This is a genomic window from Sandarakinorhabdus limnophila DSM 17366, from assembly GCF_945882885.1.
GTDB lineage: Bacteria > Pseudomonadota > Alphaproteobacteria > Sphingomonadales > Sphingomonadaceae > Sandarakinorhabdus > Sandarakinorhabdus limnophila_A.
The window spans coordinates 15,855-42,811 of sequence record NZ_CAMCWT010000019.1; the positions used below are offsets into that span (position 1 = coordinate 15,855).

The following is a 26,957-nucleotide window of genomic DNA, read 5'->3' on the forward strand; positions in this document are numbered from 1 at the left end:
GCCCCGCGGTATGGCAGGGCAAGCTGAAACGCTTCACTGACAAGCGATACACTCGTCGTAATCACGCCGCTCGACTTGGATGACCGGGGCTTCGCTCGTGTTGTCGGCTTCAACGCCGCCGCCGGCGAACCCAGCCCGCTGTACACTCATCGAACGCAGATAATAAAGCGATTTGATGCCCAGTTCCCAGGCGCGATAGTGGAGCATAAGCAAATCCCACTTTTCGACATCGGCCGGGATGAACAGGTTCAGCGATTGCGCCTGATCGATGAACGGCGTGCGATCGGCCGACAGCTCGATCAGCCAGCGCTGGTCGATCTCGAAGGCGGTGCGATAGGTGGCCTTTTCATCGGGAGTCAGGAACTCCAGGTGCTGCACCGAACCGCCGTGCTCTAGCATCGAATTCCACACCGCGTCGCTGCTCTTCGCCTTGTAAATCAGCAGCTTCTCAAGATATGGATTCTTGACGACAAAGCTGCCCGACAGCGTCTTGTGGGTATAGACGTTGGCCGGGATCGGCTCGACGCAGGCCGAGGTGCCGCCGCAGATGATGGAAATGCTAGCCGTCGGCGCGATCGCCATCTTGCAGCTGAACCGCTCCATCACGCCCATGTCGGCGGCGTCCGGGCACGGCCCGCGTTCAACCGCCAAGTTCATCGATGCCTGATCGACCTGGGCGCGGATATGCTTGAAGATCTTCTTGTTCCAGCTCTTGGCCAGCGCGCTTTCGAACGGCAGGCCGCGCGCCTGGAAGAAGCTGTGCAGGCCCATCACGCCCAAGCCCACAGACCGTTCGCGCATGGCTGCATAGGCGGCCCGCGCCATCGCCGGTTCGGACCGATCAATATAATCCTGCAGCACGTTATCAAGGAAGCGCATGCAATCCTCGATGAACTGCGGCTGGTCGTGCCACTGGTCCCAGGTTTCGATATTCAGCGACGACAGGCAGCACACCGCGGTGCGATCATTGCCCAGATGGTCCGGCCCGGTGGGCAGGGTGATTTCGGAACACAGGTTCGACGTCGACACCTTCAGCCCCAGATCACGCTGGTGCTTGGGCATGGTGCGGTTCACTTCATCGATGAAGATGATGTAGGGCTCACCGGTGGCCAGCCGTGTTTCCACAAGCTTGGTGAACAGCGCGCGGGCATCGACTTCTGCGCGCTTCTCGCCAGTCTTGGGGCTAACCAGATCGAACTTGTCGCCGTCGCGCACCGCTTCCATGAATTTGTCGGTGATCAGAACGCCATGGTGCAGGTTCAGCGCCTTGCGGTTGAAATCGCCCGACGGCTTGCGGATTTCGAGGAACTCCTCGATCTCCGGGTGCGACACGTCGAGATAGACCGCCGCCGAACCACGGCGCAGCGAACCCTGCGAAATGGCCAGCGTCAGGCTGTCCATCACGCGCACGAACGGGATGATGCCGCTGGTCTTGCCGTTGAGGCCAACCGGCTCGCCGATGCCGCGCACATTGCCCCAATAGGTGCCGATGCCGCCGCCGCGCGAGGCCAGCCATACATTCTCGTTCCAGGTGCCAACGATGCCATCCAGGCTGTCAGATACGCTGTTCAGATAGCAGCTGATCGGCAGGCCGCGCCCGGTGCCACCGTTGGACAGCACCGGAGTCGCAGGCATGAACCAGAGCCGACTGATGTAGTCATAGACGCGCTGGGCATGTTCGGCGTTGTCGGAATAGGCGGCCGCCACGCGGGCAAAAAGATCCTGATAGGATTCGCCCGGCAGCAGATAACGGTCGTCCAGCGTATCTTTGCCGAAATCAGTGAGCAGCGCGTCGCGGCTGCGATCCACCGTCACCGGGAATCGCCACGGCAGGACTTCGCTGCTGCCCAGCCGCGTGGTGGCTGCCGCCGCCGCAGAGGCCTGCGCCAGCACGCCAGCCGCCATGCTCGCGGCCAGCGCGGCGCCGGCATCGGCGGTGTGATCAGCTGTGGTCAAGCCGGCGCTGCTGTCTGTCATGCGAAACTCACTCATCTCTACTCGTGCCCCTCAATCATACGAGGGGAACAAATCGGGGTCACGCGCCTTCTTTGCCGCAGCAACACTTGTCCCCGATATCCACAGGCTGGCTCGCCCTGCCGCCCGGGAGTCCCCCGCCCGGAACTACCACGAATTGTGTCTGGCTGGTCCCGATACGCTACTGATAGTGCCACAGATGGATCGCGGCGCAAGCCCCATTGTTTGCTTGACGGCCCGAAACGCCATCCGAACCGGTTGAATCGGCAGCGATTCATCCACAGGCCACCGCCCTGTCCACCCCAGCGAGATTCGTTTCCTCAAGGGCTTGTGCAAGATTGCTGCAACAATCCGGGAAGCGCCCGCTGCGGCAAACTAGACGCGAAAGCCACCGCCGCCTATCGTTTCCCCATCAACACGTGACCAAAACGCAACAGGATTTGCCCCATGACCGTGATCCGCGAAGAGGATGTCATCACCTCCGTGGCCGATGCGCTGCAGTACATCAGCTATTTCCACCCGATGGATTATATTCGCGCCCTGGGCCGCGCCTATGAACTGGAAGAATCGCCGGCCGCGAAGGATGCCATCGCCCAGATCCTCACCAACAGCCGCATGTGCGCCGAAGGCCACCGCCCGATCTGCCAAGATACCGGAATCGTGGTGGCCTTCGTAAAAGTTGGCATGAACGTGTCCTGGCAAGCCACGAAAACCGTTCAGGAAATGGTGAACGAAGGCGTGCGCCGCGCCTATCTGCACCCCGAAAACAAGCTGCGCGCCTCCATCGTCGCCGATCCTGCCTTCACCCGGGTGAACACCCGCGACAACACGCCTGCCGTGGTCCACATCGAGCTGGTGCCGGGCGATCATGTCGAGATCACCGTGGCGGCCAAAGGCGGCGGCAGCGAGAACAAGGCCAAGTTCGCTATGCTCAACCCCAGCGATTCGATCCGCGATTGGGTGGTGAACACCGTGCCATTGATGGGCGCCGGCTGGTGCCCGCCTGGCATGCTGGGCATCGGCATCGGCGGCACGGCCGAGAAGGCGATGATCCTGGCCAAGGAAGCGCTCATGGAGCCGATCGACATGGCCGAACTGAAAGCGCGCGGGCCGAAGTCTTCGATCGAGGAACTGCGCATCGAACTGTATGATGCCGTCAATGATCTCGGCATCGGCGCACAGGGCCTGGGCGGGCTTTCGACCATCCTGGATGTGAAGATCCTCGAAACGCCAACGCACGCCGCCTCAAAACCCATCGGCATGATTCCCAATTGCGCCGCCACCCGCCACGCCCATATTACCCTCACCGGCAGTGGCCCGGCCTATATGGAACCGCCGAATCTTGCCGAATGGCCGCAGGTGCACTGGACGCCGGACAAGGCATCAAAGCCGGTCAATCTGGACGCGCTCACCCCGGCCGAAGTGGCGAGCTGGCAGCCGGGTGACCGATTGCTGCTCAGCGGCAAGATGCTCACCGGCCGCGATGCCGCCCACAAGCGGATGGCAGACATGCTGGCCCGCGGGGAAGCGCTGCCGGTCGAATTCACCAACCGCGTGATCTATTATGTCGGCCCGGTCGATCCGGTTGGCGATGAAGTGGTCGGCCCCGCCGGCCCGACCACGGCAACGCGCATGGACAAGTTCACCGAAACGATGCTGGCGCAGACCGGCCTGATCGCCATGATCGGCAAGGCCGAACGTGGACCGATGGGCATCGAGGCGATCCGGCGCCACAGGGCCGCCTATCTGATGGCGGTGGGCGGCGCCGCCTATCTGGTGGCCAAGGGGATCAAGGCCAGTCGCGTCGTGGCCTTCGAGGATCTGGGCATGGAAGCCATTTACGAGTTTGAGGTCAAGGACATGCCGGTGACTGTTGCGGTCGATTCCGAAGGCACCAGCGTCCATCAGACTGGCCCGGCCGACTGGAAAGCCCGCATCGCCCGCGCCAAACAGCCGACCTGACGGTCCAAAAATGATCAACGCCCGCCCGGCGGCCGTCCTCTTCGATATGGACGGCCTGCTGCTCGACACCGAACGACTGATCCGTGATGCCATGATCGCGGTGATCGCGGATTTCGGCTTTGCCATGAGCCGCGCCGATTATGCAGAACTGATCGGCCGGCCGGAACCGGCGAGCCGGGCCATCATTCAGGGGCGCTTTGGTACCGAGCTGGATTATGATGTGATGCGCGCCGAGGTGCGGCAGCGCATTCGCAGCGAATGGGGACCGATCCGGCCGCTAAAGCCGAGCGCGGCAGACCTTCTGGCCCAAGTGAACGCGGCTGGCATCCCGGCTGCCGTCGTCACCTCGTCCGAACAGGCGCTGGCCCGCGCGCATCTGGGCCAAGTCGGGCTGCTAGATGGGTTTGCCACCATCGTTGGCTGCGACGACGTTGCCAACGGCAAGCCACATCCCGAACCCTATCGCACCGCCGCCGCCCGCCTTGGCATCGCGCCCGGCGCCGCGCTGGCACTGGAAGACAGCTACAATGGCATCATCGCTGCGCACATGGCCGGAGTGCCCGTGATCATGGTGCCCGATCTGTTGCCCGCCACGCCCGAAATTACGCCGCGCCTGCTGGCCGTGGCCGATGATCTGCACCAGGTGAACCGCTGGCTGGCTGCGACGGGCTGACGCAGCCAGGGCCGTTCAGGCTGGTGAAAGCCGGTCTCGGTTGTATCGGCAGCAGGCAAGATCACGATACCGGGAGAGGGAATCATTAAGGGGATCAAGGCGCTGGCGGCGCTGCCAGCGCGGGGGACACGTGCAGCCAGCGTGCTGGCGATGATGGGCCTGGCGGCATGCAGCACCAGCGAACGGCCGCCCCGCCCGGTGGCGATGGTGCCGGCCGCGCCTGTGCAGGCCATCGAGCCCGCCGCCGTCACCCGGCTGGTGCCTGACAATGTGGCGGCCAGCGCCGAAGTGGTATGGGCCTTGCGTGGCGGGCTGAACGTTGCGGCGCTGCTGTGCGGCAGCCAAGCCTTGCGCGATGATTACAACCGCATCCTCAAAACCCACCGTAACCTGTTGAATGAAGTCTATTCCACCGAACAGGCCCGTTATCGCCAACAGCATGGTACGGCCGGCCAGGCGCGCCATGATGTGGCGATGACCCGGCTGTACAATGGCTTTTCCAGCGTGCCCGATCGCCGCCGTTTCTGCACGCAGGCCAGCCGCGTTGCAGATGAACTGCTGGCCCTGCCTTCAGCCGACGTGCCGCGCATCGCCGCCCGCGCGCTCACCGCCATGGAACCCGGCGCGATGCGGTTGGTGAGCAGCGCCTATTGAAGCGCAGCCACGATGGCATCATAGGCCGGCGTGGTCACCGCGGCATTGCCGCGGTTGCTCGCCACCGGGTGGCTTCCCAGCCGGGCGATCACCACGCCGGCGCCGCGATCGACATAAATGCCCTGCCCGTGCACGCCCATCGCCATCAATTGCCCGCCGGCGCGGTGCCACCATTGGCTGCCATAATTACCATCCAGGTTGCCGGTGTATTGGCAGGCGACAAACGCGGCCGGATCGCCGCCGGCAAAGATGCGCTCTACCACAGCGGCCGGCACGATTTGCTTGCCATTCCAGTGCCCGTCCAGCCGCATCATCTCACCCACCCGGGCGATATCGCGCACGTTGGCCATCAGGCCGCCGCCGCCAAAGCCGGTGCCCAGCCGGTCCACACCCAACGCCGCATCGCGTTGCATACCCATTGGTGCCCAGAATCGGGTGTGGATCTGCTCCGCCAGGCTGGCACCCGCCACCCGTTCGATGATCCATTGTAGGGCGCTGGTGTTGGGGGTGCGATAGACGAAATCACCGCCGTGCGGGGCGTTCTTGCCCAGGCTGGCGGTGAAGGCGAAATTGCCATCCGGCCCCTCATAATCCACCAGACGCGGCACCCAGCCCGTGGAAATGCTCATGCGCTGCACGTCGGTCAGGCCGGTCTGGCCGGGCACATAATCTTCGCTGAACGCCAGGCCGGTGCGCATGTCCAGAATCTCGCGGATCGTCGCGTCGCCTAAGCCAGAGCCTGCAAGTTCAGCGACGTACTCCGCTGCCTTCGCATCCGACTTTATCCGGCCTTCCTCGATAAGCATTTCGGCGATGGTGCCGACAAAGCTTTTTGTTACCGAAAACAGGATATGCTGTGTCGCCGGCGTGGTCGCGCCGAAGTGGCGTTCATAAACCACCCCCCCCTTCTTCATCACCAGGATGGCATCGGTATAGGTCGCGGCCAGCGAGTCCCGCCAGGTCATCGCCTGCCCGTCGAGCGTCGTCAGCCGCACATCATCAAGGTCATCGCGCAGCGCCACGGGCAGCACACTCACCGCCCCTTCGCGCCCGATATTCACCGTCGGCACCAGTTCGCGCATGTGCGAAAAAGCCCAGCGCTGCTGCGGGAAGCGCCACATCGAACCATCGGTCCAGCGCACCTGTTTGTCGGCCGGCACCGGCGCGCCCTGCATCAGGCCCAATGTGGCCGGATCGGTTTCGGCAGCGCTGCCGTTCTGGCCATGGGCAAAGCCCGGTACGTGATGTGATGCGGCCATGACCGGCCCTCCCCTGTTTGCGGTTGTTTGCCATGATGCTAGGCTGGAGCCATCAACCCGACAAGGAGTCCCCGGATCATGCGCATCGCCCTTCTCGCTCTCGCCGTGATGGCTGCTCCGGCACTTGCCGAAACCCCGGAACAGCGGCTGGCAAAGGCCGGCCTCACCCTGCCGCCGCCCAACGCGCCGATCGGCCTCTATGTTCCGGCGGCGCGGGTCGGCAAATTGCTGTTCCTGGCCGGGCACGGCGAATGCCCGGCGGGCGCAGCCGGCAAGCTCGGCGCCTCCATGGACACGGCCGCCGGCAAGGCCAATGCCGCCAAGGTGGGCCTGTGCGTGCTGGCCACGCTGAAGGCGCAGCTCGGGGATCTGAGCCAGGTGAAGCGGGTGGTGAAGGTGATGGGCCTGGTCAACGCCACGCCCGATTTCACCCAGCATCCCGAAGTGATGAACGGCTTTTCCGAAGTGATGGTCACCGCCTTTGGCGAGGCCGGCAAGGCACCGCGTGTCGCCGCCGGCGCCGGCAGCCTGCCGCGCGGCTGGCCGGTGGAGGTGGATGTGATCGTCGAAGTGAAATGAGGGAGGTAAAATGAGGCCCGACGACGACCTCCCCGCCATGCTCGCGCACGCCTGGACCTTGCTGGTGCGCGGCGGGGCGGACCGGAAAAGCCCCGTCCACACGCCGGTGATCGCCAGCGTGGATGAACACGGACTGCCGCACGCCCGCGTGATGGTGCTGCGCAAGGCTGATCCGGCGGCCGCAACCTTGCGCCTCCACACCGACGCGCGCAGCCCCAAGGTGGCGCAGCTGAATGGCATGCCGGTTGCCGTGCTGGCCTATCTTCCGGCCGAGCAGGTGCAGTTGCGCATCACCGGCACTGCGCGGATTTTGACGGACGACGAGGTGGTTGAGGACATCTGGAACCAGTCCACCCTCTTCGCCCGCCGCTGCTACCTCGCCGAACACCCGCCCGGCACCCCGCTGCCAGGGCCCTCGTCGGGCCTGCCGGCGTGGATCGAAGGCCAACAGCCGACCGCCGAGCAGATCGGGCCGGCGCGAGCGAATTTCGCGACGCTGTGGATCGAGGTGACGGCAATTGATTGGCTGCACCTGGCCAACAGCGGGCATCGCCGTGCAGTATTCCGCAGCACCAACGACTGGGCGGGGGAATGGGTGGCGCCGTGAGGCAGACCGTCTTCCCGACTGCAGCCGGGAAGACGGCAAGAGCGCTTAGCGCGTGAGTTTCTTGTAGGTCAGCGCATGCGGACGATCTGCCGCGTCGCCCAGGCGCCGCCGCTTGTCTTCCTCATACATCTGGAAATTGCCTTCGAACCATTCGACATGGCTGTCGCCTTCGAACGCCAATATGTGCGTTGCCAGGCGATCGAGGAAGAAGCGATCGTGGCTGATGACCACGGCGCAGCCGGCAAAGCTTTCCAGGGCTTCTTCCAGCGCCCGCAGGGTTTCCACGTCCAGATCGTTGGTCGGTTCGTCGAGCAGCAGCACGTTGCCGCCCTTCACCAGCATCTTGGCCATGTGCACGCGGTTGCGCTCACCGCCTGAAAGCAGGCCAACCTTCTTCTGCTGGTCCGGCCCCTTGAAGTTGAACGCGCCCACATAAGCGCGTGTCAGCACCTCGTTCTTGCCGAAATAGAATTTGTCGTTCCCGCCGGAAATCTCTTCCCAGACATTCTTGTCGGATGCCAGCGCATCGCGGCTCTGGTCGACATAGGCCATCTTCACGGTCTCGCCGATGACGATCTCGCCGCTGTCGGGCACTTCCTGGCCGGTGATGATGCGGAACAACGTGGTCTTTCCGGCGCCATTTGGGCCGATGATGCCCACGATGCCGCCCGGCGGCAGGCTGAACGACAGATTTTCGAACAGCAATTTGTCGCCATAGCTCTTGGTGAGGTTGTGGGCCTCGATCACCTTGTTGCCCAGGCGTTCCGGTATCTGGATCAGGATCTGGGCTTCGCCCAGGCGGCGGTTGGCCTGTTTTTCCACCAGTTCGTCAAACGCCTTGATGCGGGCCTTGCTCTTGGTCTGGCGGGCCTTCGGGCTGGCGCGGATCCACTCCAGCTCCTGCTTGATGGCCTTTTCGCGGCTGGCGTCTTCACGCTCTTCCTGGCCCAAGCGCTTCTGCTTGGCTTCCAGCCAGTCGCTGTAATTGCCTTCGAACGGAATGGCGCGGCCGCGATCCAGTTCCAATACCCATTTCACCACGTTATCAAGGAAGTAGCGATCGTGGGTAACCAGGATCACCATGCCCTTATATTCTTTCAGGTGGTTTTCCAGCCACGACACGGATTCCGCGTCAAGGTGGTTGGTCGGTTCGTCGAGCAGCAGGATTTCCGGCTTTTCCAGCAGCAGCTTGCACAGCGCCACGCGGCGCTTTTCCCCGCCCGACAATTTCTGCACACCGCTGTCCCCCGGCGGGCAGCGCAGCGCGTCCATGGCGATTTCGAGCTGGTTGTCGAGCGTCCAGCCATCCACGGCGTCGATCTTTTCCTGCAGCGTGCCCATTTCCTCGAGCAGCTTGTCGAAATCGGTATCGTCCTTGGGATCGGCCATTTCCGCGCTGATGGCGTTGAACCGGTCCACCAGATCGGCGACGGGGCGCACCCCGTCCATCACATTGCCCTTCACATCCTTGTTGGGATCCAGGTGCGGTTCCTGCGGCAGATAGCCCACGCGCACGCCTTCGGCAGCCCAGGCTTCACCCACATATTCGGTATCGATGCCGGCGATCACCTTCATCAGGGTCGATTTGCCGGCGCCGTTCGGGCCGATGATGGCGATCTTCGCCCCCGGCAGGAACGACAGGGTGATATCCTTGAAACAGGGCTTGTTGGCGCCGGGATAGGTCTTGGAAAGACCCTTCATCACGAACGCATATTGATAGGCCACGGGGAGGCTCCGGATTCTGGGTGTTGGCAGGGACGCGGCTGCATTAGCCGATGGGCGCGGTGGGCGCAAACCGGCCAATTGACCGGCGGGGTGCGGCGCGTAAAGGGGTTGGCACAAACAGGGGAGCTCACTCATGCGACGTATCACAGTCTCGCTGGCCGCTGCCTGCCTGCTCGCCGTACCCACTATTGCCCAACCAGCGAACAACGACCGGCTGGCCACCGCCGCCCAGCTGCGTGATAGCGCCCTGGTCGGGAACAAGGCATGGGCGCTGCTGTCAAACCTCACCGATACCGTGGGCCAGCGCCTGGCCGGCACGGAGGCCGAAGCGCGCGGCCGGGCCTGGGCCAAGGCGGAAATGCAGAAGCTGGGGCTGGTCAACATCCGTGAGGAGGCCTTCCCGCTGACGCTATGGGAACGCGGGCAGGCCAGCGCCACCATCGTTGGCAGCAATCACCAGCTGGCGCTCGCCGCGCTCGGCACCTCGGGGGCCACGCCAGCCGGCGGCATCACCGCGCCCGTCACCTGTTTCAGCAATCTGGCCGCCTTCCGCGCGGCGGCGGACGCCGCCGTGAAAGGCCGCATCATGTTCGTCGATCACCGCATGGGCGTCACGCAGGATGGCAGCAGCTATGGCGTGAACGGCGCCGTGCGCCGCGCCGCGCCGGCCCTGGGCGCGCAAAAGGGCGCTGCCGCCGTGCTAATCCGCAGCCTGGGCACAGATTATCACCGCAATCCGCACACCGGCGGCACCGTGTTCCCGGCGGGCACCGCCCCGATCCCGGCGCTGGCGCTGGCTCTGCCCGATGCCGAACTGCTGTCGCGCCGCTGCGCTGCGGGGCCGGTGCAAATGCAGCTGGTTTCCACGCCCAGCAGCAAGCCGGGCCAGTCCGCCAACGTGACCGCCGAAATCCCGGGCACCGTGCCCGGTGAGGTGGTGGTGCTGGGCGGGCATCTTGACAGCTGGGATCTGGGCCAGGGCGTGTTCGACGATGGCGCCGGCGTCGCAATCAGCCTGGCGACGGCTGGCGCAATCAAGGCCTACGTGGACCGCTCCGGGCAGCGGCCGCGCCGCACCATCCGCGTGGTGCTGTGGGGTGCTGAGGAGTTCGGGCTGATCGGCGGCCGTGCTTATGCCGCCGCCCACAAGGATGAAGGTATCGTGCTGGCCGGCGAAAGCGATGCCGGGGCGGATCGGATTTATCAGATCGACTCAAAGGTCGCCGATGCTGGTCTGCCGCTGCTCGGCGAAATCGCGGGCGTGCTGGCGCCGCTGGGCATTGATCGCGCCGCCACCAATGCTTCTGGCGGCGGGCCGGACGTGGGGCCGCTGGCCGCCACCGGCGTGGGCGTACTCGATCTGGGGCAGGACATGACGCGCTATTTCGACGTGCACCACACGCCCGATGACACACTCGACAAGGTAGACCGCAAGCAGCTTGACCAGAACGTGGCGGCGTGGACGGCGGCGATCTGGTTGGCAGCCACCGATGATCGGCCACTCCGGACGAAGTGATCAGCGGTTCCCCAGCGGATCAGGGCAATGTGTGATGACCGGGATGCGCGCCGTGCTGCTGGCGCCATCCTTGATGCTGAAGCGCAGCAGCACATCGTCGGGCGCATCGGCGCTGATGGACAGCCGCACCAGCCGGCACTGATGCGCGAAACAGCTCTGGGCTGAAGGGCGCTCGGCCGCTTTGAGGCCCTTGCTCTCCTCGCCCAGCGTTTCAACCTTCACGCCGGGGCTCTCGCTGGCCAGATCGACATCGGCCAAGGCGAGATTGGCCCCCTCCAGTCGCACTACCGTCGTGATTGCACCGCCGGGGCAGCTGCGCGTCGGCCGCCACTGCAGCGTCACTGGCGCCACCGGCCCCAGTGCCAAAGTGGCGCGGCAGGCAGCGCGCGGGTCTCCCGCCACCTGGGCCTGACCGGGACGGGTGCAAACAGGGACACGGGCCGACGCTTCCAGCACGAATCCGGGCGGGCAGATCAGGCTGCGGTCCGCTCGCGGCTTCGCCGCCACGCTTTCGCGGGGCGCGGCGGCGGCCACCGATCCCTTCTCGGGCAGATGCGCACACAAGGAGGGCGCTGCCATCGCTGGCAACGCCCCCAGAAAACAGAGTGCTGAAAATGGCATGGCGCGCATGGCACCAATCTAGTCTGCGTGTCAGGCGATAGCCAGCCCGGCGATGATCAGGAGAAGCGGTTCAACTGGCTGGCCGAAGCCCGAGCCATCGAGCGAGGCAGGCGGCGCGGGAAGGTACGACCCGACCACAACATGCCCAGCAGCACACCGAACAGCATCGACAGCACCATCAAGGCACCATCGGTTGCCAACAGCTGGCCCATGCCCTGTGCGAAACCGGAAAAAACCATACGCCGCCCTCAATCGTTAACACTCGATACACCAACTTTCTAATTTGGAAGTTACTTAATGTAAAGTGATATTGATGCTCGTTAACTATTTTTCCATTAACGAGTATTACGACCCGGCGTCCCCTTCAGGGCTTATCACGCCCGATTGTCTCATTCTGGGAGGTATCGCTCCTGCGTTCGGTCCGAAGGCGTTCTCCAAAAACGCCAAGAGGAACCCCCAGCAGCAATGAAATCCGACCAATATCACATCTGATGCCAGGATTTGTTGCATGTTTCATGCTTCCCCGACCAAAAATTTTGCTGAAATGCTCGCAAAATTATTCTTCGGGGTTTTTAGTCGATATTGAATGAGCGTGGACGCCACAAAATTATGACTGAAGCAATATTTATGATTAACTATCGTAAATCTGTAAAAGTCAGGCGCGTTGCCGCTGCTGGCAATTCATGCTTAAAACATCGGCATAGGGGAGGAACGGATATGAATAAGCGCGTTTTGACTGCCGCCATGATCGGCACTGCACTGGCGGCCAACCTGTCGGCGCCGGCATTGGCAACCGATTTCCGCGTCACCTTGCCAGCCACCGGCATCGACGCCAGCAACGATGGCCGCATCATCCTGGTGATCACGCCCGACGATTCGAAGGAACCGCGCTTCCAGGTCAAATTGGGCGCCGATGCGCCGCAGGTGTTCGGCATCAATGTCGATGGTCTGAAACCCAGCGGCAGCGCCAGCATCGGCCGCGGCGTGCTCGGCTATCCGGCGGAAGACCTCTCCAAGGTGCCAGCCGGCGACTACACAGTGCAGGCGGTCCTCCACAAATACACGACCTACAAGCTTTCCACCGGCCACACGGTGAAGCTGCCGGCTGCGCGCGGCGCTGGGCAGAACTGGCGCGCGGAGCCCGGCAACATCATTTCCGAACCGATGAAGGTGCGCTTCAACCCGGCCACCAAGGATATCGTGACCATCCCGCTCACCAAGGTGATTCCGCCGGTGGAGCAGCCGAAAGACAGCGAGTTCATCCGCCACATCAAGGTGCGATCTGAGCAGCTGTCGAAATTCTGGGGCACCGATGTCTTCCTCACTGCCCACGTGCTGGTACCCAAGGATTTCGACAAGCACCCGGAAGCCCGTTACCCGCTGATCATCAACCACGGCCATTTTCCAGCCGATTTCGGCGGCTTCTCGGTCACGCCTCCCGATCCCGCCATGCCGTGCAAGCCGGAGCCGCGCTTCAACGAGCCCTGCTACAATAAGATCGAGGCCCAGGAAGCCCACGACCTCTACAAGAAATGGACATCAGACAGCTTCCCGCGCATGCTCATCGTCGAGATTGATCACTCCAATCCCTATTATGACGATAGCTATGCGGTGAACTCCGCCAATCTCGGCCCCTATGGCGATTCCATCATGAAGGAGCTGGTGCCGGAAATCGAAAAGCAGTTCCGCGGCCTTGGCCAGGGCTGGGCGCGCTTCACCTACGGCGGTTCCACCGGCGGCTGGGAAGCGCTGGCCGTGCAGATGTTCTACCCGGACGATTTCAACGGCGCCTTCGCCGCCTGCCCCGACCCAATCGATTTCCGCCAATATACCAACATCAACATTTACGAGGACAAGAATGTCTTCTGGAAGGTCGGCCCGTTCGGCAAGGTCGATCGCCCGGCCCACCGCAACTATCTGGGCCACGTTGATTACACGGTGGAACAGGAACAGCGGCTGGAACTGGTGCTAGGCGACAAATCCCGTTCCGGCCAGCAGTGGGACATCTGGGAAGCTGTCTATTCCCCGCAGGGGGCCGACGGCTACCCGCAGCGCATTTTCGACAAGCGCACCGGCGTGATCGATCCCAAGGTTGCCGCCCACTGGCGCGAAAATTACGATCTGCGGCACATCATGCAGCGCGACTGGAAGACGCTGGGTCCCAAGATCCGCGACAAGATCTTCCTCTATGTCGGCGACATGGACAATTATTACCTCAACAACGCCGTCTACCTGACCGAGGATTTCCTAAAGAAAGCCGTTCCGGCATTCACGGGCGAAATCGCCTATGGTGACCGCGCCGAACATTGCTGGAACGGTGATCCCACCCAGCCCAACCACATCAGCCGCCTGCGTTATCACACCATGTATGTGGACAAGATCCTGAAGCGCATCGAAGCCGCCGCGCCAAAGGGGGCTGACCTGAAGAGCTGGCGTTACTGATGAGCAAGCCGCCCACTCGCATCCCCGATGCCGAACTGCCGCTGAAAGGCCTGTTTGCCCTGCAAGCCCGCCTTTTGGCCTTCACAACGCTGCTGCCGCTGGCCGCATGGATCATTCCCTGGCCCGGCCCGCTGGCTCTGCTCGGCTACGTCTTCCCGCTCTTCATCCTCGCCGGCGGCCTGGTGACCATCTTCATCCTGCGCTGCCCGTCCTGCCGCAAAGCCCTGATGGCCAAAGGTCTTTCCATCCTCCCCCGCAAGAAATGCCCGCACTGCCGGGAAACAGTGGCCGGTTAGTCCGGCAGCCAGCAGAAAACCTGGCGCTGGTCCCCACCCGCCGCTTCTGACATGCCGTTCGCGCAAGGATGACGATCATGACAATAGCGGCAGCCACCGCCCGATGACGCCGCGAGAACTGATCGGCGAGGCCGAAGTGCCGGGTGGGCCGCCGCTGCGGCTGTTCCGGCGGGGCAGCGATTTCATGATCGTGCTCGAACGCAACGAACTGATGAGCACGCGCATGCATGGCTCTGAAGTCGCGCTCGGCACCATGGCCTGCGATCGCCTCGCCGGCCACAAGAACCCGCATCTGCTCATCGGCGGCTATGGCATGGGCTACACGCTGCGCGCCGTGCTCGGCCAGTTGGGGCCCACCGCGCGGGTCACCTTCGTCGAACTGGTGCCCGGCATCATCGATTGGGCGCGCGGGCCGATGGCCGCCGTCACCGCCGGCTGCCTCGATGATCCACGCATCACCGTCACCATGGGCGATGTCGGCGCCAGCATGGCCCAAAGCACCGCCCAGTTCGACGCCATCCTGCTCGACGTGGACAACGGCCCCGACGGCCTCACCCGCGCCGCCAATGATGGCCTCTACAGCCCCCGCGGCCTCGCCGACGCGATGAAGGCGCTGCGCCCCGGCGGCGTGCTCGCCGTCTGGTCCGCCGCGCCGGATACCGCCTTCGGCCGCCAGCTGGAACGCAGCGGTTTCACCGTCGAAACGGTGAAGGTCCGCGCCCGCGAAACCGGCAAGGGCGCCACGCACATCATCTGGTTCGCCACCAAACGCTGAGCCGCAGCGCCGTCAGCTGCGCTTCGAGAGGCTGGTCGCGGTAATACCGGCGATGGACGTGATCCCGGTCTGCCGCATGGTCGAGGCCAGTTCCTCGTCGATCAGCCGCAATGCGGCGCTCACGCCCTCCTGACCAAAGGCGCCGAGGCCCCAACAATAGGGACGGCCGACGCACACCGCCGTGGCGCCCAGCGCCAGCGCCTTGAACACGTCCGTCCCGCGCCGGAAGCCGCCGTCGATCAGGATGGGGATCTTGCCCTTCACGGCCGCCACGATCTCCGGCAGCACATCCAGCGTGCCGACCAGGCTTTCTTCCGCCCGGCCGCCATGGTTGGAAACGATGATGCCATCCAAGCCGCGCCGCACGGCAATGGCCGCGTCCTCCGCCGTCATGATGCCCTTGATCAGCAGGCGCTTCTTGGTGACGTCGCGCATGCGGGCGACATAGTCCCAGGTCAGGCTGCTGCTTTGCCCGGCAACCAACCCGGCCATGTCGACGCCATCAAACATCGTCTTGCGCGAGAAATCATAGCCCGGCCCCTGCCGGTGGCACGCCCCACACGCCCGCGTATCGGCCCGCGCTCCGATCGCCTTCGTCTCGCGCCGCATCCCGCCCGCCAAATCAACCGTGAGAACCACGGCGCCGGCGCCCGCCGCATCGGCGCGAGCGGCGATCTTCAGTCCTGCCTCCGGCTTGTTGGTGGTGTAGATCTGCTGCCACACGTCCCCACCATGCGCGGCCATCACGTCTTCCAGCGACACGGTGGTGAGGCCCGAAAGGATCTGCAACGCCTTGCGCTTGCCGGCGGCGCGTGCCGAGGCCGCCTCGCCATCAGGATGGAAGGCGCGCTGGCTCGACACCGGCGACAGCACAACCGGCGAAGCGAGCGTCTTGCCAAACAGCCGGATGGAAAGATCAACCTTGCTGACATCGATCAGCCGCCGCGCGCGCAAGCCCCACGCGTCGAACGCCTGCCGGTTGGACGCAATCGTGCGATCATCGAGCACACCACCCGCAAGATAGGCGAAATGCGCCGGTGGAATGTTGCGCCTGGCGATGGCTTCCAGCTCAAACACGTTCAGCGCGTCGTTCGCCGTCAGCACTTCCGCGGCAATGCGCTGCTGCGCCAGGGCCGGCAGCCCCGCCACCAGCAACGGCGACGCCGCCAGATAGCGCAGAAACTGCCGCCGCGATTCTGCCTGTGTTTCCCCCACGCACCCCTCCCCCCGACGCGCCGCGCGCCCTCTGCGAAGGCTAGGTCATCAGGCGCCAATTGCAACAACATGGGCCGCCACCCGTCAGAAGGAAAGGAAGGGCCTCCGGCAGGCAGGGGCTCGTCCCTGCACCCGTTCGATTCAGGCTGCGTTTGATCCGGTTGAATTTCGTCATGCTGGCGAAGGTCAGCATCCATCGCGGAATAAGGCCATCGGTCTCCATACTGGCACCAGGTGGCACAATGGATGCTGGCCTTCGCCAGCATGACGAGTTTGCATGAAGACGGCCCGAAAACAAATGGGTGCAGGGTCTGCGACCCTGCCCGCCGGAGGCCTCTCTTCTCTCTCTTTCAACCCGGCGACCACCCCGGCGCAGCCAGTCTGAAACCGGCGAAATCGAAGCCGGGTGCCACGATGCAACTGACCAGCGCCCAGCCATCAATCGCCTCGGCAGCCTGCCAGTGGCCGGTGGGGATGGTGAATTGCGGCGATTGGCCCGCCACGATGTCGGGACCCATAGTGATCCACGCCGGCGCATCCTGATCGCGCGCCGCGTGGCCCAGCGCCAGCGGGCTGCCGGCGTGCCAGCACCAAATTTCGGTGGCGTCCACCGTGTGCCAATGGGAACGCTGGCCGGCTTCGAGCAGGAAGTGGATGGCGGTGACGGTGGCACGGTCCGGCCCGGCGACGCGCAGGGTTTCTCGGTACCAGCCACCCTCCGGATGAGGAGAGAGGCGCAGCGCCGTGACCAGACGCTGCGCCTCTCCCGTGTCCATTGCCGGCGGCTCAGGCGGCTTTATCAGCCACCATCAGGCGCGTCGGCTGCTTGGTGCCGGCGACCACGTCCTTGTCCACCTGCACTTCTTCCACGCCTTCCAGGCCGGGCAGATCGAACATGGTATCGAGCAATATGCCTTCCATGATCGAGCGCAGGCCGCGCGCGCCGGTCTTGCGTTCGATGGCGCGCTTGGCGATCGCCGACAGCGCGTCGGTGGTGAAGGTGAGTTTGGCGCCTTCCATTTCGAACAGGCGGGCGTACTGCTTCACCAACGCGTTCTTCGGCTCGGTCAGGATCTTGATCAGCGCCGGTTCGTCGAGGTCTTCGAGCGTCGCGATCACCGGCAGGCGGCCGATGAATTCCGGGATGAGGCCGAAGCGCAGCAGATCTTCCGGTTCGCACTTGCGCAGCAGTTCGCCGACGCGGCGCTCATCCGGTGCCGCCACATGCGCGCCGAAACCGATGGAACGCCCCTGCATGCGATCGCCGATGATGCGATCGAGGCCACTGAAAGCCCCGCCGCAGATGAACAGGATGTTCGTGGTATCGACCTGCAGGAATTCCTGCTGCGGATGCTTGCGGCCGCCCTGCGGGGGCACGGAGGCGGTGGTGCCTTCCATGATCTTAAGAAGGGCCTGCTGCACGCCTTCGCCCGACACGTCGCGGGTGATCGACGGGTTGTCAGACTTGCGGCTGATCTTGTCGATTTCATCGATATACACGATGCCACGCTGGGCGCGTTCGACGTTGTAATCGCTGGCCTGCAGCAATTTCAGGATGATGTTTTCCACATCCTCGCCCACGTAACCGGCTTCGGTCAGCGTGGTGGCATCGGCCATAGTAAAGGGCACATCCAAGATGCGCGCCAGCGTTTGGGCCAGAAGCGTCTTGCCACAGCCGGTCGGGCCAACGAGCAGGATGTTGGACTTGGCCAGTTCCACTTCGGCACCCTTGCCGCCGTGGTTCAGCCGCTTGTAGTGGTTGTGGACGGCAACCGACAGCACGCGCTTGGCGTGGAACTGCCCGATCACATAATCATCCAGCACCTTGCAGATTTCGCGCGGGGTTGGCACGTCGCCAGACTTCTTGACCAGCGCCGTCTTGGTTTCCTCGCGGATGATGTCGTTGCACAGCTCTACGCATTCATCGCAGATGAACACGGTCGGGCCCGCGATGAGCTTCCTCACCTCGTGCTGGCTCTTGCCACAGAAGCTGCAGTAAAGCGTGCCTTTGCTATCGGTGCCGCCCAGCTTCGTCATGACGTTCCTTCCTCACGCCGGCCCGCCATAGCCGACAATATACGCACCGGCATGCCACCGGCTTGACAGTGTAGCGATGAATCACCGCCTGCCGCAAGGGCAGGATTACGCCAAAGCGTCACAATTGCGGCAGGGCAATAGCGCCATTCTGACGCCACGGCCCTGCCCCGATGAAGGTTCAAGCCGCCTGCGCTTCGCTTTCCGGCGCCACGGGGCGCTTTTCCATCACGGCGTCGATGATGCCGAATTCCTGGGCTTCCTCGGCGCTCATGAACTTGTCACGCTCCATGGCGTGTTCGATGGTGGCGAGATCCTTACCCGTGTGCTTCACGTACAAATTGTTGAGAATGCTGCGAATCCGCAGAATTTCACGGGCCTGGATTTCGATATCAGTCGCCTGGCCCTGGGCGCCGCCCGACGGCTGGTGCACCATGATGCGAGCGTTCTTCAGCGCGATGCGCATACCCGGCTCACCGGCGGCGAGCAGGAAGCTGCCCATCGACGCGGCCTGGCCCACGCACACCGTGCCAACCTTGGGCCGGATATACTGCATAGTATCGTAAATCGCCATGCCGGACGTGATCACCCCGCCCGGCGAGTTGATGTACATGTAGATATCTTTTTTCGGATTTTCCGATTCAAGGAACAGCAGCTGTGCCACGATCACCGAGGCCATATGGTCTTCCACCTGGCCGTTCACGAACACGATGCGATCACGCAGCAGCCGCGAATAAATGTCGAAGCTGCGTTCGCCGCGGTTCGAGCTTTCGATGACAATGGGAACCAGGCCGGCAACAGGATCGAACATGGGAATCTCCTTTCCCACTAGTTCGGACGTTTACGGCCTGAGTTCAAGGGGGCAAAGGCAATTGCCGCAGGCGGAATCGGCACCGGATTGCGGAAGTGGGCCCGGCGCCACAGCTCCGCCGGGAGATCGACCCAGCGATGCAGGGCCACGGCGAGCACCGCGGAGATCAGCAGCATGGCCAGCTTCAGCACTAGGCCGCCTGCTGGCATCAGCGCCGCCATGGCGGTGATCACCGGGGTGTGAACGAGATACAGGCTGAACGAGAGGTCACCGGCCCAGCGATCCTGCGCGCTGGAATATTGGTGCACGCTCCACGCTACGGCCGGCAGCAGCAACACAGACCAACCCAGATGGGCAAGCTGCACCGCCATATTGGGTGTTTCGATGCCGTTCTTGAGCAGCACTTCGCGGGCTTGTGGCAGCAGGGCAAGCCCGGCTCCGGCTGCCATGAACAGCAGAACCGAGGCGAGCGCTTGGCCGTCCGTGGCCTTCCAGCGAGATTGCGCCAGCCAGGCACCGCCAGCAAACGCAGGCAGATAGAACAGCGCGGTGACAAGACCCGCCGACATGAGGCCCATGCCGACCACCCAGCCAATCAACGCCAACAGCCATACTTCGGCCCGCCGCAAGTGAATTAGCAGCGGGGCTAGCAACGGGAGCGCCAAATAGAATTGCAGTTCGATATCCAGCGACCATGCCACGCCCAGCAGCGTTTCATCCCGGCTGGCCAGACCAGGCAGCAGCAGCGCCAGGCCAAACTCGTCCGGCACGTGCGCGCCTTCCACGAACAGCAGCAAGGCATTGGCCAGCGCCACAAACAGGAACAGCGGATAGATGCGCAAGAAACGGCTCGCCATGAAACCCGTCGTGCCGCCTGCCCATTCCTGCCAGGCACGCGTTACCCAGAACCCGCTGATCATGAAAAAGATCATCACCGCCGGCCGGCCAAGGTTGATCGCCGAGAGGTGCGACACAACGACAACCGCCGCCAGCAGCAAGCGTACCGCGCCAGAACCCAGACGGAATGACGACGACAGCATGACCTTCTCTCCGTTGGACGCAACTACACAGCCTGAAGAGGCAAGATTGGCTTGGCCTTTACCCCATGTCAAACGTTATTATATATTTCTTAACTATTTGTTCAGGCGGATAGACTGACATATGATCGGTGGCCCGCTTGCACCGTGCGCCAAAGGCACGGCGTCTCCACGCGAACGTCCGTTGAAGTGTGAACTTTAGGAACGCGATCCGCCTGATGCCGCCACATTGACGACTGGCCGGCCGTTTCAGAACCGAAATGGCGTCCGCGGACCGGTGCCCGCAGATCGCATCGAACAACGGCTAACGCTTCTCAGATCAGCAGTTCAGGCCGGCCTGGTCCGGCGCCAAAGGCGCTGGCGGCGGGCTTCCAGTGGGCGATCGACGCCCATGAACAGCGCGATGCTCACCACCAATACGGCAACCGCCGCCACCAGCTTGCCGCCAGCGCCTGTCACCGGCATCACCTCGGCCAGCAGCCGCACCACCGGCAGGTGCACAAGGTAAAGCGGGTAAGACAGATCACCGAGCCACCGATCAAGCCGGTCAGACGGTTGGTTGATGTTCCATGCCACAAACGGCGCCAGCAGCAGGATCCACGCCATGTGCCCCAGATTTTGAGCCAGGCTGTCGGTGAATTGGACCTTGAACAACAGCCCGCCCAACGCTGGCACCATGGTCATGGCCGCGGTGAAGGCCGCCGCAGCCAGCAGGCCGGCGCGCACCTGGCCCGCGCTGGGCTGCCAACGCAGGCGATGGAAGACAAAGCCGGCGAGGAAGGCCGGCAGATAGAAGAGCAAGGTGGGCACAAGCGCGGCAAACAGCGCGATGCCCAGGCCAAAGGCAGCCACGGCCAACGCCAACAAGGCAAGAGGTTGCAAGCGCTGCGCAGCCAGCGTGATCAACGGGATGGCCAGATAGAATTGCAGCTCGATATAGAGCGACCAGGATACGTCGATCACGTCACCGGCGCGCGCCGCCAGCCCGAGCAGGGTAAGCGCCGACCACAGGCTTTCCGGGCGCACCGCTTCTGCGTGGGCGTGGAGCAGCCAAGCCAGCACGGTGACCACCGCATATAGCGGCCAGACCCGCAAGGTGCGGCTGACATAGAAGGGCGGCACGCTGGCCTCCCAGCCGGCAAGCAAGCGCGACACCCAATAGCCGCTGAGCATGAAGAACAGCAGAACGGCTGGCCGGCCGATATTCAGACTGGTGAGGTGCGAAACCACCACCATCGCTGCGAGGATAAATCGCAGCATACCGGGCCCGAGCAGCCGCAGCTGCGGCATTACTCGGCGGCTTTTTTGCCAGCGGCTTTCTTGGGCTTGGCCGCCGGAGCTTCCGCGGCCGGTTCGGCGTCGGCCTTCTTGGCCGCAGCCTTCTTGGCCGCAGCCTTCTTGGCGGGCGCCTTCTTCACCGGTTCGGCCTCAACCACCGGTTCTTCGGCGGCCTTGGCCTTCTTGGCTGCAGGAGCTTTCTTGGGCTTGGCCGGCGCATGGTCATGATCGTGATCATGGCCACAGCCGGGGCCGTGAACGTGGCCGCCCGGAGTCTCGTCTTCGCTCTCGATGGCAGCTTCCAGCTCAGCGCGAGTAACCGCGCGTTCGGTGATTTCGGCCTTCCCAATCAGGAAGTCCACGACCTTGTCTTCATACAGCGGCGCGCGCAGCTGCATGGCGGCCATGGCATTTTCTTGGAAGAACTTCACCACCTTCTGCTGTTCGGCCGGGGCATAGCGCGCAGCTTCCTGGCCGATCAGGCGGTTCATTTCAGCCTGCGAAACGGTCACACCGTTGCGCTGGCCGATTTCGGACAGCAACAGGCCCAGACGCACGCGGCGCACAGCAATCCGGCGATAATCCTCGCGCTCGGCCTCGATCTCGGCGCGGGCTGCTTCGGGATCAGCTTCGCGCGCGACTTCGCCTTCCAGCGTCTGCCAGATCTGTTCGAACTCGGCATCGACCATCGATTCCGGCACGTCAAAATCATGGCGGGCAGCCAACGTGTCGAGCAGCTTGCGCTTGAGATAGGTGCGCGACAGCGTGCCCAATTCGGCGTCGAGCTGATCCTTCAGGATTTCCTTCAGCGCATCAAGGCTATCGAGGCCGAAGCCCTTGGCGAATTCATCATCGATCTTGGTTTCGCCGGGCACTTCGACGCCGGTCACTGTCACGTCGAATTCGGCCGGCTTGCCAGCCAGGTTGGCGGCGCCGTAATCGGCCGGGAAGGTCACCTTAAGGGTGCGCTGTTCGTTGGCCTTGGCGCCGATCAGTTGGTCTTCAAAGCCAGGGATGAGCTGACCCGAGCCGATCTTGACCCGCATGCCTTCGCCCTTGCCGCCATCGAACGGCACGCCATCCACCTTGCCTTCGAAATCGATGACCACTGTGTCACCGGTCTTGGCCTTGTGCTTTGCCGGAGCGGATTCAGTGCGCTGCGCCGATTCGGCGAGACGGGCGATCGCGGCATCCATGGCGACTTCGTCAGCCGGCACAACCAGCTTTTCCAGCGCCAGATCTTCGGCCTTCACATCCTCGATGGTCGGCAGGATTTCCAGGCTGACGGTGAAGCGGGCATCGCCCTCTTCTGGCAGTTCGCCATCCACATCAACCTGCGGCTGGGTCGCCGGGCGCAGGCCGTGGTCGGCAATCACCTTGTTGACGCCATCATTCACAGCCGCCTGCAGCGCTTCACCGCGTAGAGCCGCCCCGTGCATTTTCTTGACGAGGTTGGCCGGCACCTTGCCCGGACGGAAACCCGGCATCTTGATGGTCTTGGACACTTCGGCCAAGCGCGCGTTCAGCCGCGCGGCGATAGCATCGGCCGGGATCACCAGCGAATAAGCGCGGCGCAGGCCCTGGTTGGTGATTTCAGCAATCTGCATCGAAGAACCCATCAAGTTGAATTTGAAAATCGTGTGAAGTCACCCGGACGAGCAGCGGCAGGCTGGTGCGGGCGAAGGGACTCGAACCCCCACGTCTTTCGACACTGGAACCTAAATCCAGCGCGTCTGCCAGTTCCGCCACGCCCGCACCCGAGACGCGAGCGCCCGGCTATAGCAGGGACATTCCGGAGTGCAAGGCAGCAATGCCACGCTGGGACACGCCGTTTGGAACGGCGCCCGGCCGGCCAGCCGGCGCAGCGCGGGATCAGGCGAGGTTGAACGAGACCGCCATAGTAGCAAAGCCGGCGAGGACCAGGGCCGAAACCGAGGCCACAAGGCGGCGACGGCGCTGCGGCGAGCAAATAAAGCGCCGAATCATCGGATGGCTGCTGGTGCCAGACGCTGCCCAGGCCATAAGCGCGATCCACAGGGCGAAGGAAAACAGCGAGATGACGTTGAGAGCGGCGAGCAGATGGCGGTCAGGCAGGTGGCCATGAAATGCAGTTTCTTGCCGACCCGATCGAGACCGAACAGCATGACACCCAGGAAACCGGATCCCAGGAATAAGGGCGACAGCATTTCATAGGCCATCAACGGGCCAATGACGGGGCCAGCCTTGTCCGAAAAGGCCGACCAGTTTTCTCCGAACTGATAGGCCATGACGATACCCAACACGACACCCATGCCTAAGGCGATGGCAAAGATCTTCAGCCAATAATGGAAGATCTGCAGATAGACATCGCGGCCCGACTTCAGCCAAAGCTCTTCCAGAACAGCAAGATAGCTGGCCAACCCGATCGAGAAGGCCGGAAAGATGAAGTGGAATGAGACAGTGAAGACGAACTGGAAGCGGGCCAGCGTTAGAGCAGACACATCGTCAAACATATGGCTCCTTCCCGACGCGCGCGCGACCGTGTAGCCGGAGTGAAAACTTGGTATTTATGGCGGGGAATCATGGCGACAGACATTGAAATTGCGCGGGCAGCGACATTGCGCCCCATCCGGGAGATCGCGGCCGGGTTGGGGCTGGCGGAAACCGACATCGAACCGCACGGGCATTATATTGCCAAAATTGTGGCCAAAGCGCTGCCGGCAGTGGCCGGCCGTGATCCGGTGGCTGGCGGCGGAATGCCGGCGGCTGGCGGCAAGCTAATTCTGGTGACCGCCGTCAATCCAACACCGGCGGGCGAAGGCAAGACCACCACAACTGTTGGCCTTGCCGATGCCCTCAACCGCATTGGACGGCGCGCCGTGATCGCGCTGCGGGAACCCAGCCTGGGCCCTGTGTTCGGCCGCAAGGGCGGCGCCACGGGCGGCGGCCAGGCGCAGTTGCTGCCGATGGAGAAAATCAACCTCCATTTCACCGGCGATTTCCACGCCATCACCTCGGCCCATAATCTGCTCGCCGCGATGATCGACAATGCGGTGCATTTCGGGACACCAATGCCCACCGGCGCCGCCATAAACCCCCGCACCGTCACTTGGCGGCGCGTGTTGGACATGAACGATCGCGCCCTCAGGCAAATCGTGTCCGGCATGGGCACCGGTAACCACCCGCTGCGCGAAACCGGGTTCGACATCACGGTCGCCTCCGAAGTGATGGCGATCCTTTGCCTAGCTGACGACGTGGCCGATCTTCAGGCCCGCCTCGCCCGCATCCGGGTGGCGAAAGACATGGCCGGAAGTCCGGTGACGGCCGGTGACATCGGCGCGGCCGGCGCAATGGCGGCGTTGCTGCTTGATGCCATGCAGCCCAATCTGGTGCAGTCGATCCACGGCTCCCCTGCCCTCATCCACGGCGGGCCGTTCGCCAACATCGCCCATGGCTGCAATTCGGTGATCGCCACCCGCACGGCGTTGGCGCTGGGCGAGTTCGCCGTGACCGAAGCCGGGTTCGGGGCCGATCTGGGGGCGGAGAAATTCGCCCATATCAAGTGCCGCTCCGCCGGACTCGCCCCGGCCGTCGCCGTGTTGGTGGCAACGGTGCGCGCGCTCAAACATCATGGCGGCACTGAGCTGGCCGATTTGGGTACCGCCGATGCGGTCGCCCTTGATCGCGGCCTCGAGGTGCTGGCCCGCCATGTCGAGAATCTGCAAAGCCTTGGCCTGCCGGTCGCCGTGGCCATCAACGCCTTCAGCAACGATCGGCCAAAAGAGCAGCAACAGGTGCTTGCCCACTGCCGCGACGTGCTGGGCGTCGCCGCTCATTTGTGCAGCCACTGGGCCGACGGCCCGGCCGGCGCGGAGGAATTGGCCCGCAGCGTCGCCGCCTTGGCCGACGCCAACACTGACCCGGCCGCCGCTTTCACCCCGCTCTATGCCACCGGCACCGACGTGTATGACGCGCTCACCATCGTGGCCACCCGCATCCACCGCGCCGCCCAGGTTACCCTGTCGCCGGCCGCGCAAAAGCAGCTGGCCGCGCTGCGCCACGAAGGCCTTGCCAATCTACCGGTGTGCCTCGCCAAGACGCCCTACAGCTTCACCGCGGACGAAAAGGTGCGCGGCGCGATGTTCGGGCACGATCTGCCCATCCGCGAACTGCGGCTGGCCGCAGGCGCCGGCTTCATCGTCGCGCTCGCCGGCGAAATCGCCACCATGCCCGGCCTGCCAAAGCTGCCGTCGGCCATCGGCATCCACCTCGATGCGCAAGGCCGGATCCAAGGGCTTAGCTGATAGAGCAGCTCAGCGTATTACGAGATGGATCTCGACCGTCTTCACCGGCTGATCGGGCGCCTACGGCCGCGCCAGCCGGGCGGTGATGCGATAGCGGCCGGCCGGGGCCTTCACTTTAACCTGGCCGCCGGCCGTGACAGAGCGGGTCCTGCGGGCGATGGCGCTTCCGCTGGCTCTAGATAGCTTTCCGCGCGCCGGATCGCGTGTATCACTCTCGGTCAGGCACTATGGTTTGGGGAGAGCCATGCACTACACGGAACTGGCGCAGGCGCGCGACGAACTGACGGGGCCTGGGGGCGCGTTCGAGATCGCTCATGTCAACGTCAATGGCATCCCGGTGCGCGCTTATCGCCATGCGCTGCCCGATGTGCGCACGCTGTGGCAATCAACGCACGCGTTCGCCGACCGCACCTACCTCGTCTATGACGACGAACGGCTGACCTATGCGCAAGGCCACGCCCGTGTGGACGCCATCGCGGCCTGGCTGGCGGCGCAGGGCATCAGGCCCGGCGACAGGGTGGCGATTGCCATGCGCAACTATCCCGAATGGATGCTGATCTATTGGGCCTGCGTGTCTTGCGGCATCGCCGTTGTTGGCATGAATGCGTGGTGGACGCCCGAGGAAATGGCCTATGCGCTGGCGGACTCGGCGCCAAAGGCCGTGTTCCTCGATGCCGAGCGGCTCGACCGCTACAAGGAAATCGCCGCGCCGCCGGCCGGCCTGATGCTCATCGGGGCGCGGCTGCGCGGGCCGGAGCCGGGGGTGACGCCGTTTGCCGATGTTCTGGCGCACGGCGGTGCCATGCCGCAGGTGCAAATCGATCCCGATGCCGATGCCTGCATCTTCTACACATCGGGCACCACCGGCTTTCCCAAGGGCGCGCAGCTCACCCATCGCGGCTGCATCACCAACTTGTTCAACATGCTCTATGCCGGCGCATCGACGGCGCGGGCGGTGCAGCTCGCCACCGGTGTGGAGCCGCCTGCCGTGGCGCCGGTGCCGGTGTCGCTGCTGACGACGCCGCTTTTCCATGTCACCGCCAACAATTGCGGCGCCTATGCGACGACCGCGGGTGGCGGCACCATCGTGCTGATGTACCGCTGGGACGCCGGTGAGGCGCTGCGCATCATCGCCCAGGAACGCGTCACCTCCATCGGCGGCGTGCCGGTGATGGCGCGCGAACTGATCAACCACCCGGATTTCGCCACCACCGAC

At 63.8% G+C, this 26,957-nt stretch carries 23 protein-coding genes, 1 tRNA gene and 1 pseudogene; 11 read left to right on the forward strand and 14 right to left on the reverse strand.

Features of this window, described 5'->3' with window-relative positions:
- Positions 1 to 33: 33 nt before the first annotated feature.
- Complete coding sequence (locus Q7O19_RS06010) at positions 34 to 1,977, reverse strand: ribonucleoside-diphosphate reductase subunit alpha (RefSeq protein ID WP_303809265.1); 1,944 nt, start codon at positions 1,975 to 1,977, stop codon at positions 34 to 36.
- 444 nt (positions 1,978 to 2,421) lie between these two features.
- Here Q7O19_RS06010 and Q7O19_RS06015 point away from each other — a divergent pair, with 444 nt between their 5' ends.
- From Q7O19_RS06015 to Q7O19_RS06025, 3 genes are all read left to right on the forward strand, one after another.
- Entirely contained in the window at positions 2,422 to 3,936 is a 1,515-nt protein-coding gene (locus Q7O19_RS06015) for a fumarate hydratase (RefSeq protein WP_303809267.1), read from the forward strand.
- Positions 3,937 to 3,946: 10 nt separating this feature from the next.
- The gene (locus Q7O19_RS06020) at positions 3,947 to 4,609 is read left to right on the forward strand and encodes an HAD family phosphatase (protein WP_303809268.1); all 663 of its coding nucleotides are present in this window, start codon (positions 3,947 to 3,949) and stop codon (positions 4,607 to 4,609) included.
- A gap of 141 nt (positions 4,610 to 4,750) precedes the next feature.
- Complete coding sequence (locus tag Q7O19_RS06025) at positions 4,751 to 5,263, forward strand: hypothetical protein (RefSeq protein ID WP_273461849.1); 513 nt, start codon at positions 4,751 to 4,753, stop codon at positions 5,261 to 5,263.
- Here the strand turns inward: Q7O19_RS06025 and Q7O19_RS06030 are convergent.
- Entirely contained in the window at positions 5,257 to 6,522 is a 1,266-nt protein-coding gene (locus Q7O19_RS06030; protein ID WP_303809271.1) for a serine hydrolase, read from the reverse strand. The genes Q7O19_RS06025 and Q7O19_RS06030 overlap by 7 nt on opposite strands.
- Positions 6,523 to 6,600: 78 nt before the next feature.
- Between Q7O19_RS06030 and Q7O19_RS06035 the strand changes: the two genes are divergently transcribed.
- Both Q7O19_RS06035 and Q7O19_RS06040 read left to right on the forward strand, forming a co-directional pair.
- The gene (locus tag Q7O19_RS06035; protein ID WP_303809273.1) at positions 6,601 to 7,101 is read left to right on the forward strand and encodes a RidA family protein; all 501 of its coding nucleotides are present in this window, start codon (positions 6,601 to 6,603) and stop codon (positions 7,099 to 7,101) included.
- A 10-nt stretch (positions 7,102 to 7,111) separates the two neighbouring features.
- A complete protein-coding gene (locus Q7O19_RS06040) occupies positions 7,112 to 7,708 on the forward strand; it encodes a pyridoxamine 5'-phosphate oxidase family protein (protein WP_303809275.1) in 597 nt (198 codons plus the stop codon).
- Positions 7,709 to 7,753: 45 nt separating this feature from the next.
- Here the strand turns inward: Q7O19_RS06040 and ettA are convergent, their stop codons facing one another.
- Entirely contained in the window at positions 7,754 to 9,433 is a 1,680-nt protein-coding gene (ettA, locus tag Q7O19_RS06045; protein ID WP_022680534.1) for an energy-dependent translational throttle protein EttA, read from the reverse strand.
- A gap of 133 nt (positions 9,434 to 9,566) precedes the next feature.
- Here ettA and Q7O19_RS06050 point away from each other — a divergent pair, with 133 nt between their 5' ends.
- Entirely contained in the window at positions 9,567 to 10,949 is a 1,383-nt protein-coding gene (locus Q7O19_RS06050; protein WP_303809278.1) for a M28 family peptidase, read from the forward strand.
- Here the strand turns inward: Q7O19_RS06050 and Q7O19_RS06055 are convergent, their stop codons facing one another.
- Both Q7O19_RS06055 and Q7O19_RS06060 read right to left on the reverse strand, forming a co-directional pair.
- On the reverse strand, positions 10,950 to 11,528 hold the full coding sequence (locus Q7O19_RS06055; protein ID WP_303809280.1) for a hypothetical protein: 579 nt from the start codon (positions 11,526 to 11,528) through the stop codon (positions 10,950 to 10,952).
- A 98-nt stretch (positions 11,529 to 11,626) separates the two neighbouring features.
- Entirely contained in the window at positions 11,627 to 11,782 is a 156-nt protein-coding gene (locus Q7O19_RS06060) for a hypothetical protein (RefSeq protein WP_273463759.1), read from the reverse strand.
- A 505-nt stretch (positions 11,783 to 12,287) separates the two neighbouring features.
- Here Q7O19_RS06060 and Q7O19_RS06065 point away from each other — a divergent pair.
- From Q7O19_RS06065 to Q7O19_RS06075, 3 genes are all read left to right on the forward strand, one after another.
- Complete coding sequence (locus tag Q7O19_RS06065; protein WP_303809282.1) at positions 12,288 to 14,012, forward strand: hypothetical protein; 1,725 nt, start codon at positions 12,288 to 12,290, stop codon at positions 14,010 to 14,012.
- Positions 14,012 to 14,308, forward strand: coding sequence for a hypothetical protein (locus Q7O19_RS06070; protein WP_303809284.1), 297 nt, complete (start codon positions 14,012 to 14,014; stop codon positions 14,306 to 14,308). The genes Q7O19_RS06065 and Q7O19_RS06070 overlap by 1 nt, the downstream gene beginning before the upstream one ends.
- Before the next feature lie 103 nt (positions 14,309 to 14,411).
- Positions 14,412 to 15,083 (forward strand): spermidine synthase, encoded by a 672-nt coding sequence (locus tag Q7O19_RS06075; RefSeq protein ID WP_303809285.1) that lies wholly within the window; start codon positions 14,412 to 14,414, stop codon positions 15,081 to 15,083.
- 12 nt (positions 15,084 to 15,095) lie between these two features.
- Here the strand turns inward: Q7O19_RS06075 and Q7O19_RS06080 are convergent, their stop codons facing one another.
- The 9 genes and pseudogenes from Q7O19_RS06080 to Q7O19_RS06120 form a co-directional block, all read right to left on the reverse strand.
- Positions 15,096 to 16,298 (reverse strand): alpha-hydroxy acid oxidase, encoded by a 1,203-nt coding sequence (locus tag Q7O19_RS06080; RefSeq protein WP_303809287.1) that lies wholly within the window; start codon positions 16,296 to 16,298, stop codon positions 15,096 to 15,098.
- 350 nt (positions 16,299 to 16,648) lie between these two features.
- Positions 16,649 to 17,074, reverse strand: a complete 426-nt coding sequence (locus Q7O19_RS06085; protein ID WP_303809288.1) for a cupin domain-containing protein — start codon at positions 17,072 to 17,074, stop codon at positions 16,649 to 16,651.
- 10 nt (positions 17,075 to 17,084) lie between these two features.
- Positions 17,085 to 18,335, reverse strand: coding sequence for an ATP-dependent Clp protease ATP-binding subunit ClpX (clpX, locus tag Q7O19_RS06090; protein WP_303795383.1), 1,251 nt, complete (start codon positions 18,333 to 18,335; stop codon positions 17,085 to 17,087).
- Between the two features lie 178 nt (positions 18,336 to 18,513).
- Positions 18,514 to 19,143 carry an ATP-dependent Clp endopeptidase proteolytic subunit ClpP gene (gene clpP / locus Q7O19_RS06095; protein WP_029131524.1) on the reverse strand — a complete coding sequence of 210 codons (630 nt, stop codon included), beginning with the start codon at positions 19,141 to 19,143 and terminating at the stop codon, positions 18,514 to 18,516.
- A 17-nt stretch (positions 19,144 to 19,160) separates the two neighbouring features.
- Entirely contained in the window at positions 19,161 to 20,183 is a 1,023-nt protein-coding gene (locus Q7O19_RS06100) for an acyltransferase (protein WP_303809289.1), read from the reverse strand.
- A gap of 324 nt (positions 20,184 to 20,507) precedes the next feature.
- The gene (locus tag Q7O19_RS06105) at positions 20,508 to 21,440 is read right to left on the reverse strand and encodes an acyltransferase (RefSeq protein ID WP_303809291.1); all 933 of its coding nucleotides are present in this window, start codon (positions 21,438 to 21,440) and stop codon (positions 20,508 to 20,510) included.
- A gap of 29 nt (positions 21,441 to 21,469) precedes the next feature.
- Positions 21,470 to 23,065: a trigger factor gene (gene tig / locus Q7O19_RS06110; RefSeq protein ID WP_303809293.1), complete on the reverse strand. Its 1,596-nt coding sequence runs from the start codon at positions 23,063 to 23,065 to the stop codon at positions 21,470 to 21,472.
- Positions 23,066 to 23,128: 63 nt separating this feature from the next.
- A tRNA-Leu gene (locus Q7O19_RS06115) sits at positions 23,129 to 23,213 on the reverse strand.
- Positions 23,214 to 23,521: 308 nt separating this feature from the next.
- Positions 23,522 to 23,950, reverse strand: a pseudogene (locus Q7O19_RS06120) (cytochrome ubiquinol oxidase subunit I); the annotation flags it as partial.
- 69 nt (positions 23,951 to 24,019) lie between these two features.
- Here Q7O19_RS06120 and Q7O19_RS06125 point away from each other — a divergent pair.
- Together Q7O19_RS06125 and Q7O19_RS06130 are read left to right on the forward strand one after the other, a co-directional pair.
- Positions 24,020 to 25,741 (forward strand): formate--tetrahydrofolate ligase, encoded by a 1,722-nt coding sequence (locus Q7O19_RS06125; protein WP_303809294.1) that lies wholly within the window; start codon positions 24,020 to 24,022, stop codon positions 25,739 to 25,741.
- A gap of 244 nt (positions 25,742 to 25,985) precedes the next feature.
- On the forward strand, positions 25,986 to 26,957 hold a 972-nt coding region (locus Q7O19_RS06130; protein WP_303809295.1), incomplete at its 3' end, for a class I adenylate-forming enzyme family protein.

Excerpts from the sequence above, each read along its gene's own strand:
- Q7O19_RS06035 (WP_303809273.1), top strand. The coding sequence starts at position 6,601 with ATGCGCATCGCCCTTCTCGCTCTCGCCGTGATGGCTGCTCCGGCACTT.
- Q7O19_RS06015 (WP_303809267.1), top strand. The coding sequence starts at position 2,422 with ATGACCGTGATCCGCGAAGAGGATGTCATCACCTCCGTGGCCGATGCG.
- Q7O19_RS06070 (WP_303809284.1), top strand. The coding sequence starts at position 14,012 with ATGAGCAAGCCGCCCACTCGCATCCCCGATGCCGAACTGCCGCTGAAA.
- Q7O19_RS06105 (WP_303809291.1), bottom strand. The coding sequence starts at position 21,440 with ATGCTGCGATTTATCCTCGCAGCGATGGTGGTGGTTTCGCACCTCACC.
- Q7O19_RS06030 (WP_303809271.1), bottom strand. The coding sequence starts at position 6,522 with ATGGCCGCATCACATCACGTACCGGGCTTTGCCCATGGCCAGAACGGC.
- Q7O19_RS06085 (WP_303809288.1), bottom strand. The coding sequence starts at position 17,074 with ATGGACACGGGAGAGGCGCAGCGTCTGGTCACGGCGCTGCGCCTCTCT.
- Q7O19_RS06040 (WP_303809275.1), top strand. The coding sequence starts at position 7,112 with ATGAGGCCCGACGACGACCTCCCCGCCATGCTCGCGCACGCCTGGACC.
- tig (WP_303809293.1), bottom strand. The coding sequence starts at position 23,065 with ATGCAGATTGCTGAAATCACCAACCAGGGCCTGCGCCGCGCTTATTCG.
- Q7O19_RS06055 (WP_303809280.1), bottom strand. The coding sequence starts at position 11,528 with ATGGCAGCGCCCTCCTTGTGTGCGCATCTGCCCGAGAAGGGATCGGTG.
- Q7O19_RS06010 (WP_303809265.1), bottom strand. The coding sequence starts at position 1,977 with ATGACAGACAGCAGCGCCGGCTTGACCACAGCTGATCACACCGCCGAT.
- Q7O19_RS06065 (WP_303809282.1), top strand. The coding sequence starts at position 12,288 with ATGAATAAGCGCGTTTTGACTGCCGCCATGATCGGCACTGCACTGGCG.
- Q7O19_RS06050 (WP_303809278.1), top strand. The coding sequence starts at position 9,567 with ATGCGACGTATCACAGTCTCGCTGGCCGCTGCCTGCCTGCTCGCCGTA.
- Q7O19_RS06100 (WP_303809289.1), bottom strand. The coding sequence starts at position 20,183 with ATGCTGTCGTCGTCATTCCGTCTGGGTTCTGGCGCGGTACGCTTGCTG.
- clpX (WP_303795383.1), bottom strand. The coding sequence starts at position 18,335 with ATGACGAAGCTGGGCGGCACCGATAGCAAAGGCACGCTTTACTGCAGC.
- Q7O19_RS06060 (WP_273463759.1), bottom strand. The coding sequence starts at position 11,782 with ATGGGCCAGCTGTTGGCAACCGATGGTGCCTTGATGGTGCTGTCGATG.
- clpP (WP_029131524.1), bottom strand. The coding sequence starts at position 19,143 with ATGTTCGATCCTGTTGCCGGCCTGGTTCCCATTGTCATCGAAAGCTCG.
- Q7O19_RS06125 (WP_303809294.1), top strand. The coding sequence starts at position 24,020 with ATGGCGACAGACATTGAAATTGCGCGGGCAGCGACATTGCGCCCCATC.
- Q7O19_RS06020 (WP_303809268.1), top strand. The coding sequence starts at position 3,947 with ATGATCAACGCCCGCCCGGCGGCCGTCCTCTTCGATATGGACGGCCTG.
- Q7O19_RS06075 (WP_303809285.1), top strand. The coding sequence starts at position 14,412 with ATGACGCCGCGAGAACTGATCGGCGAGGCCGAAGTGCCGGGTGGGCCG.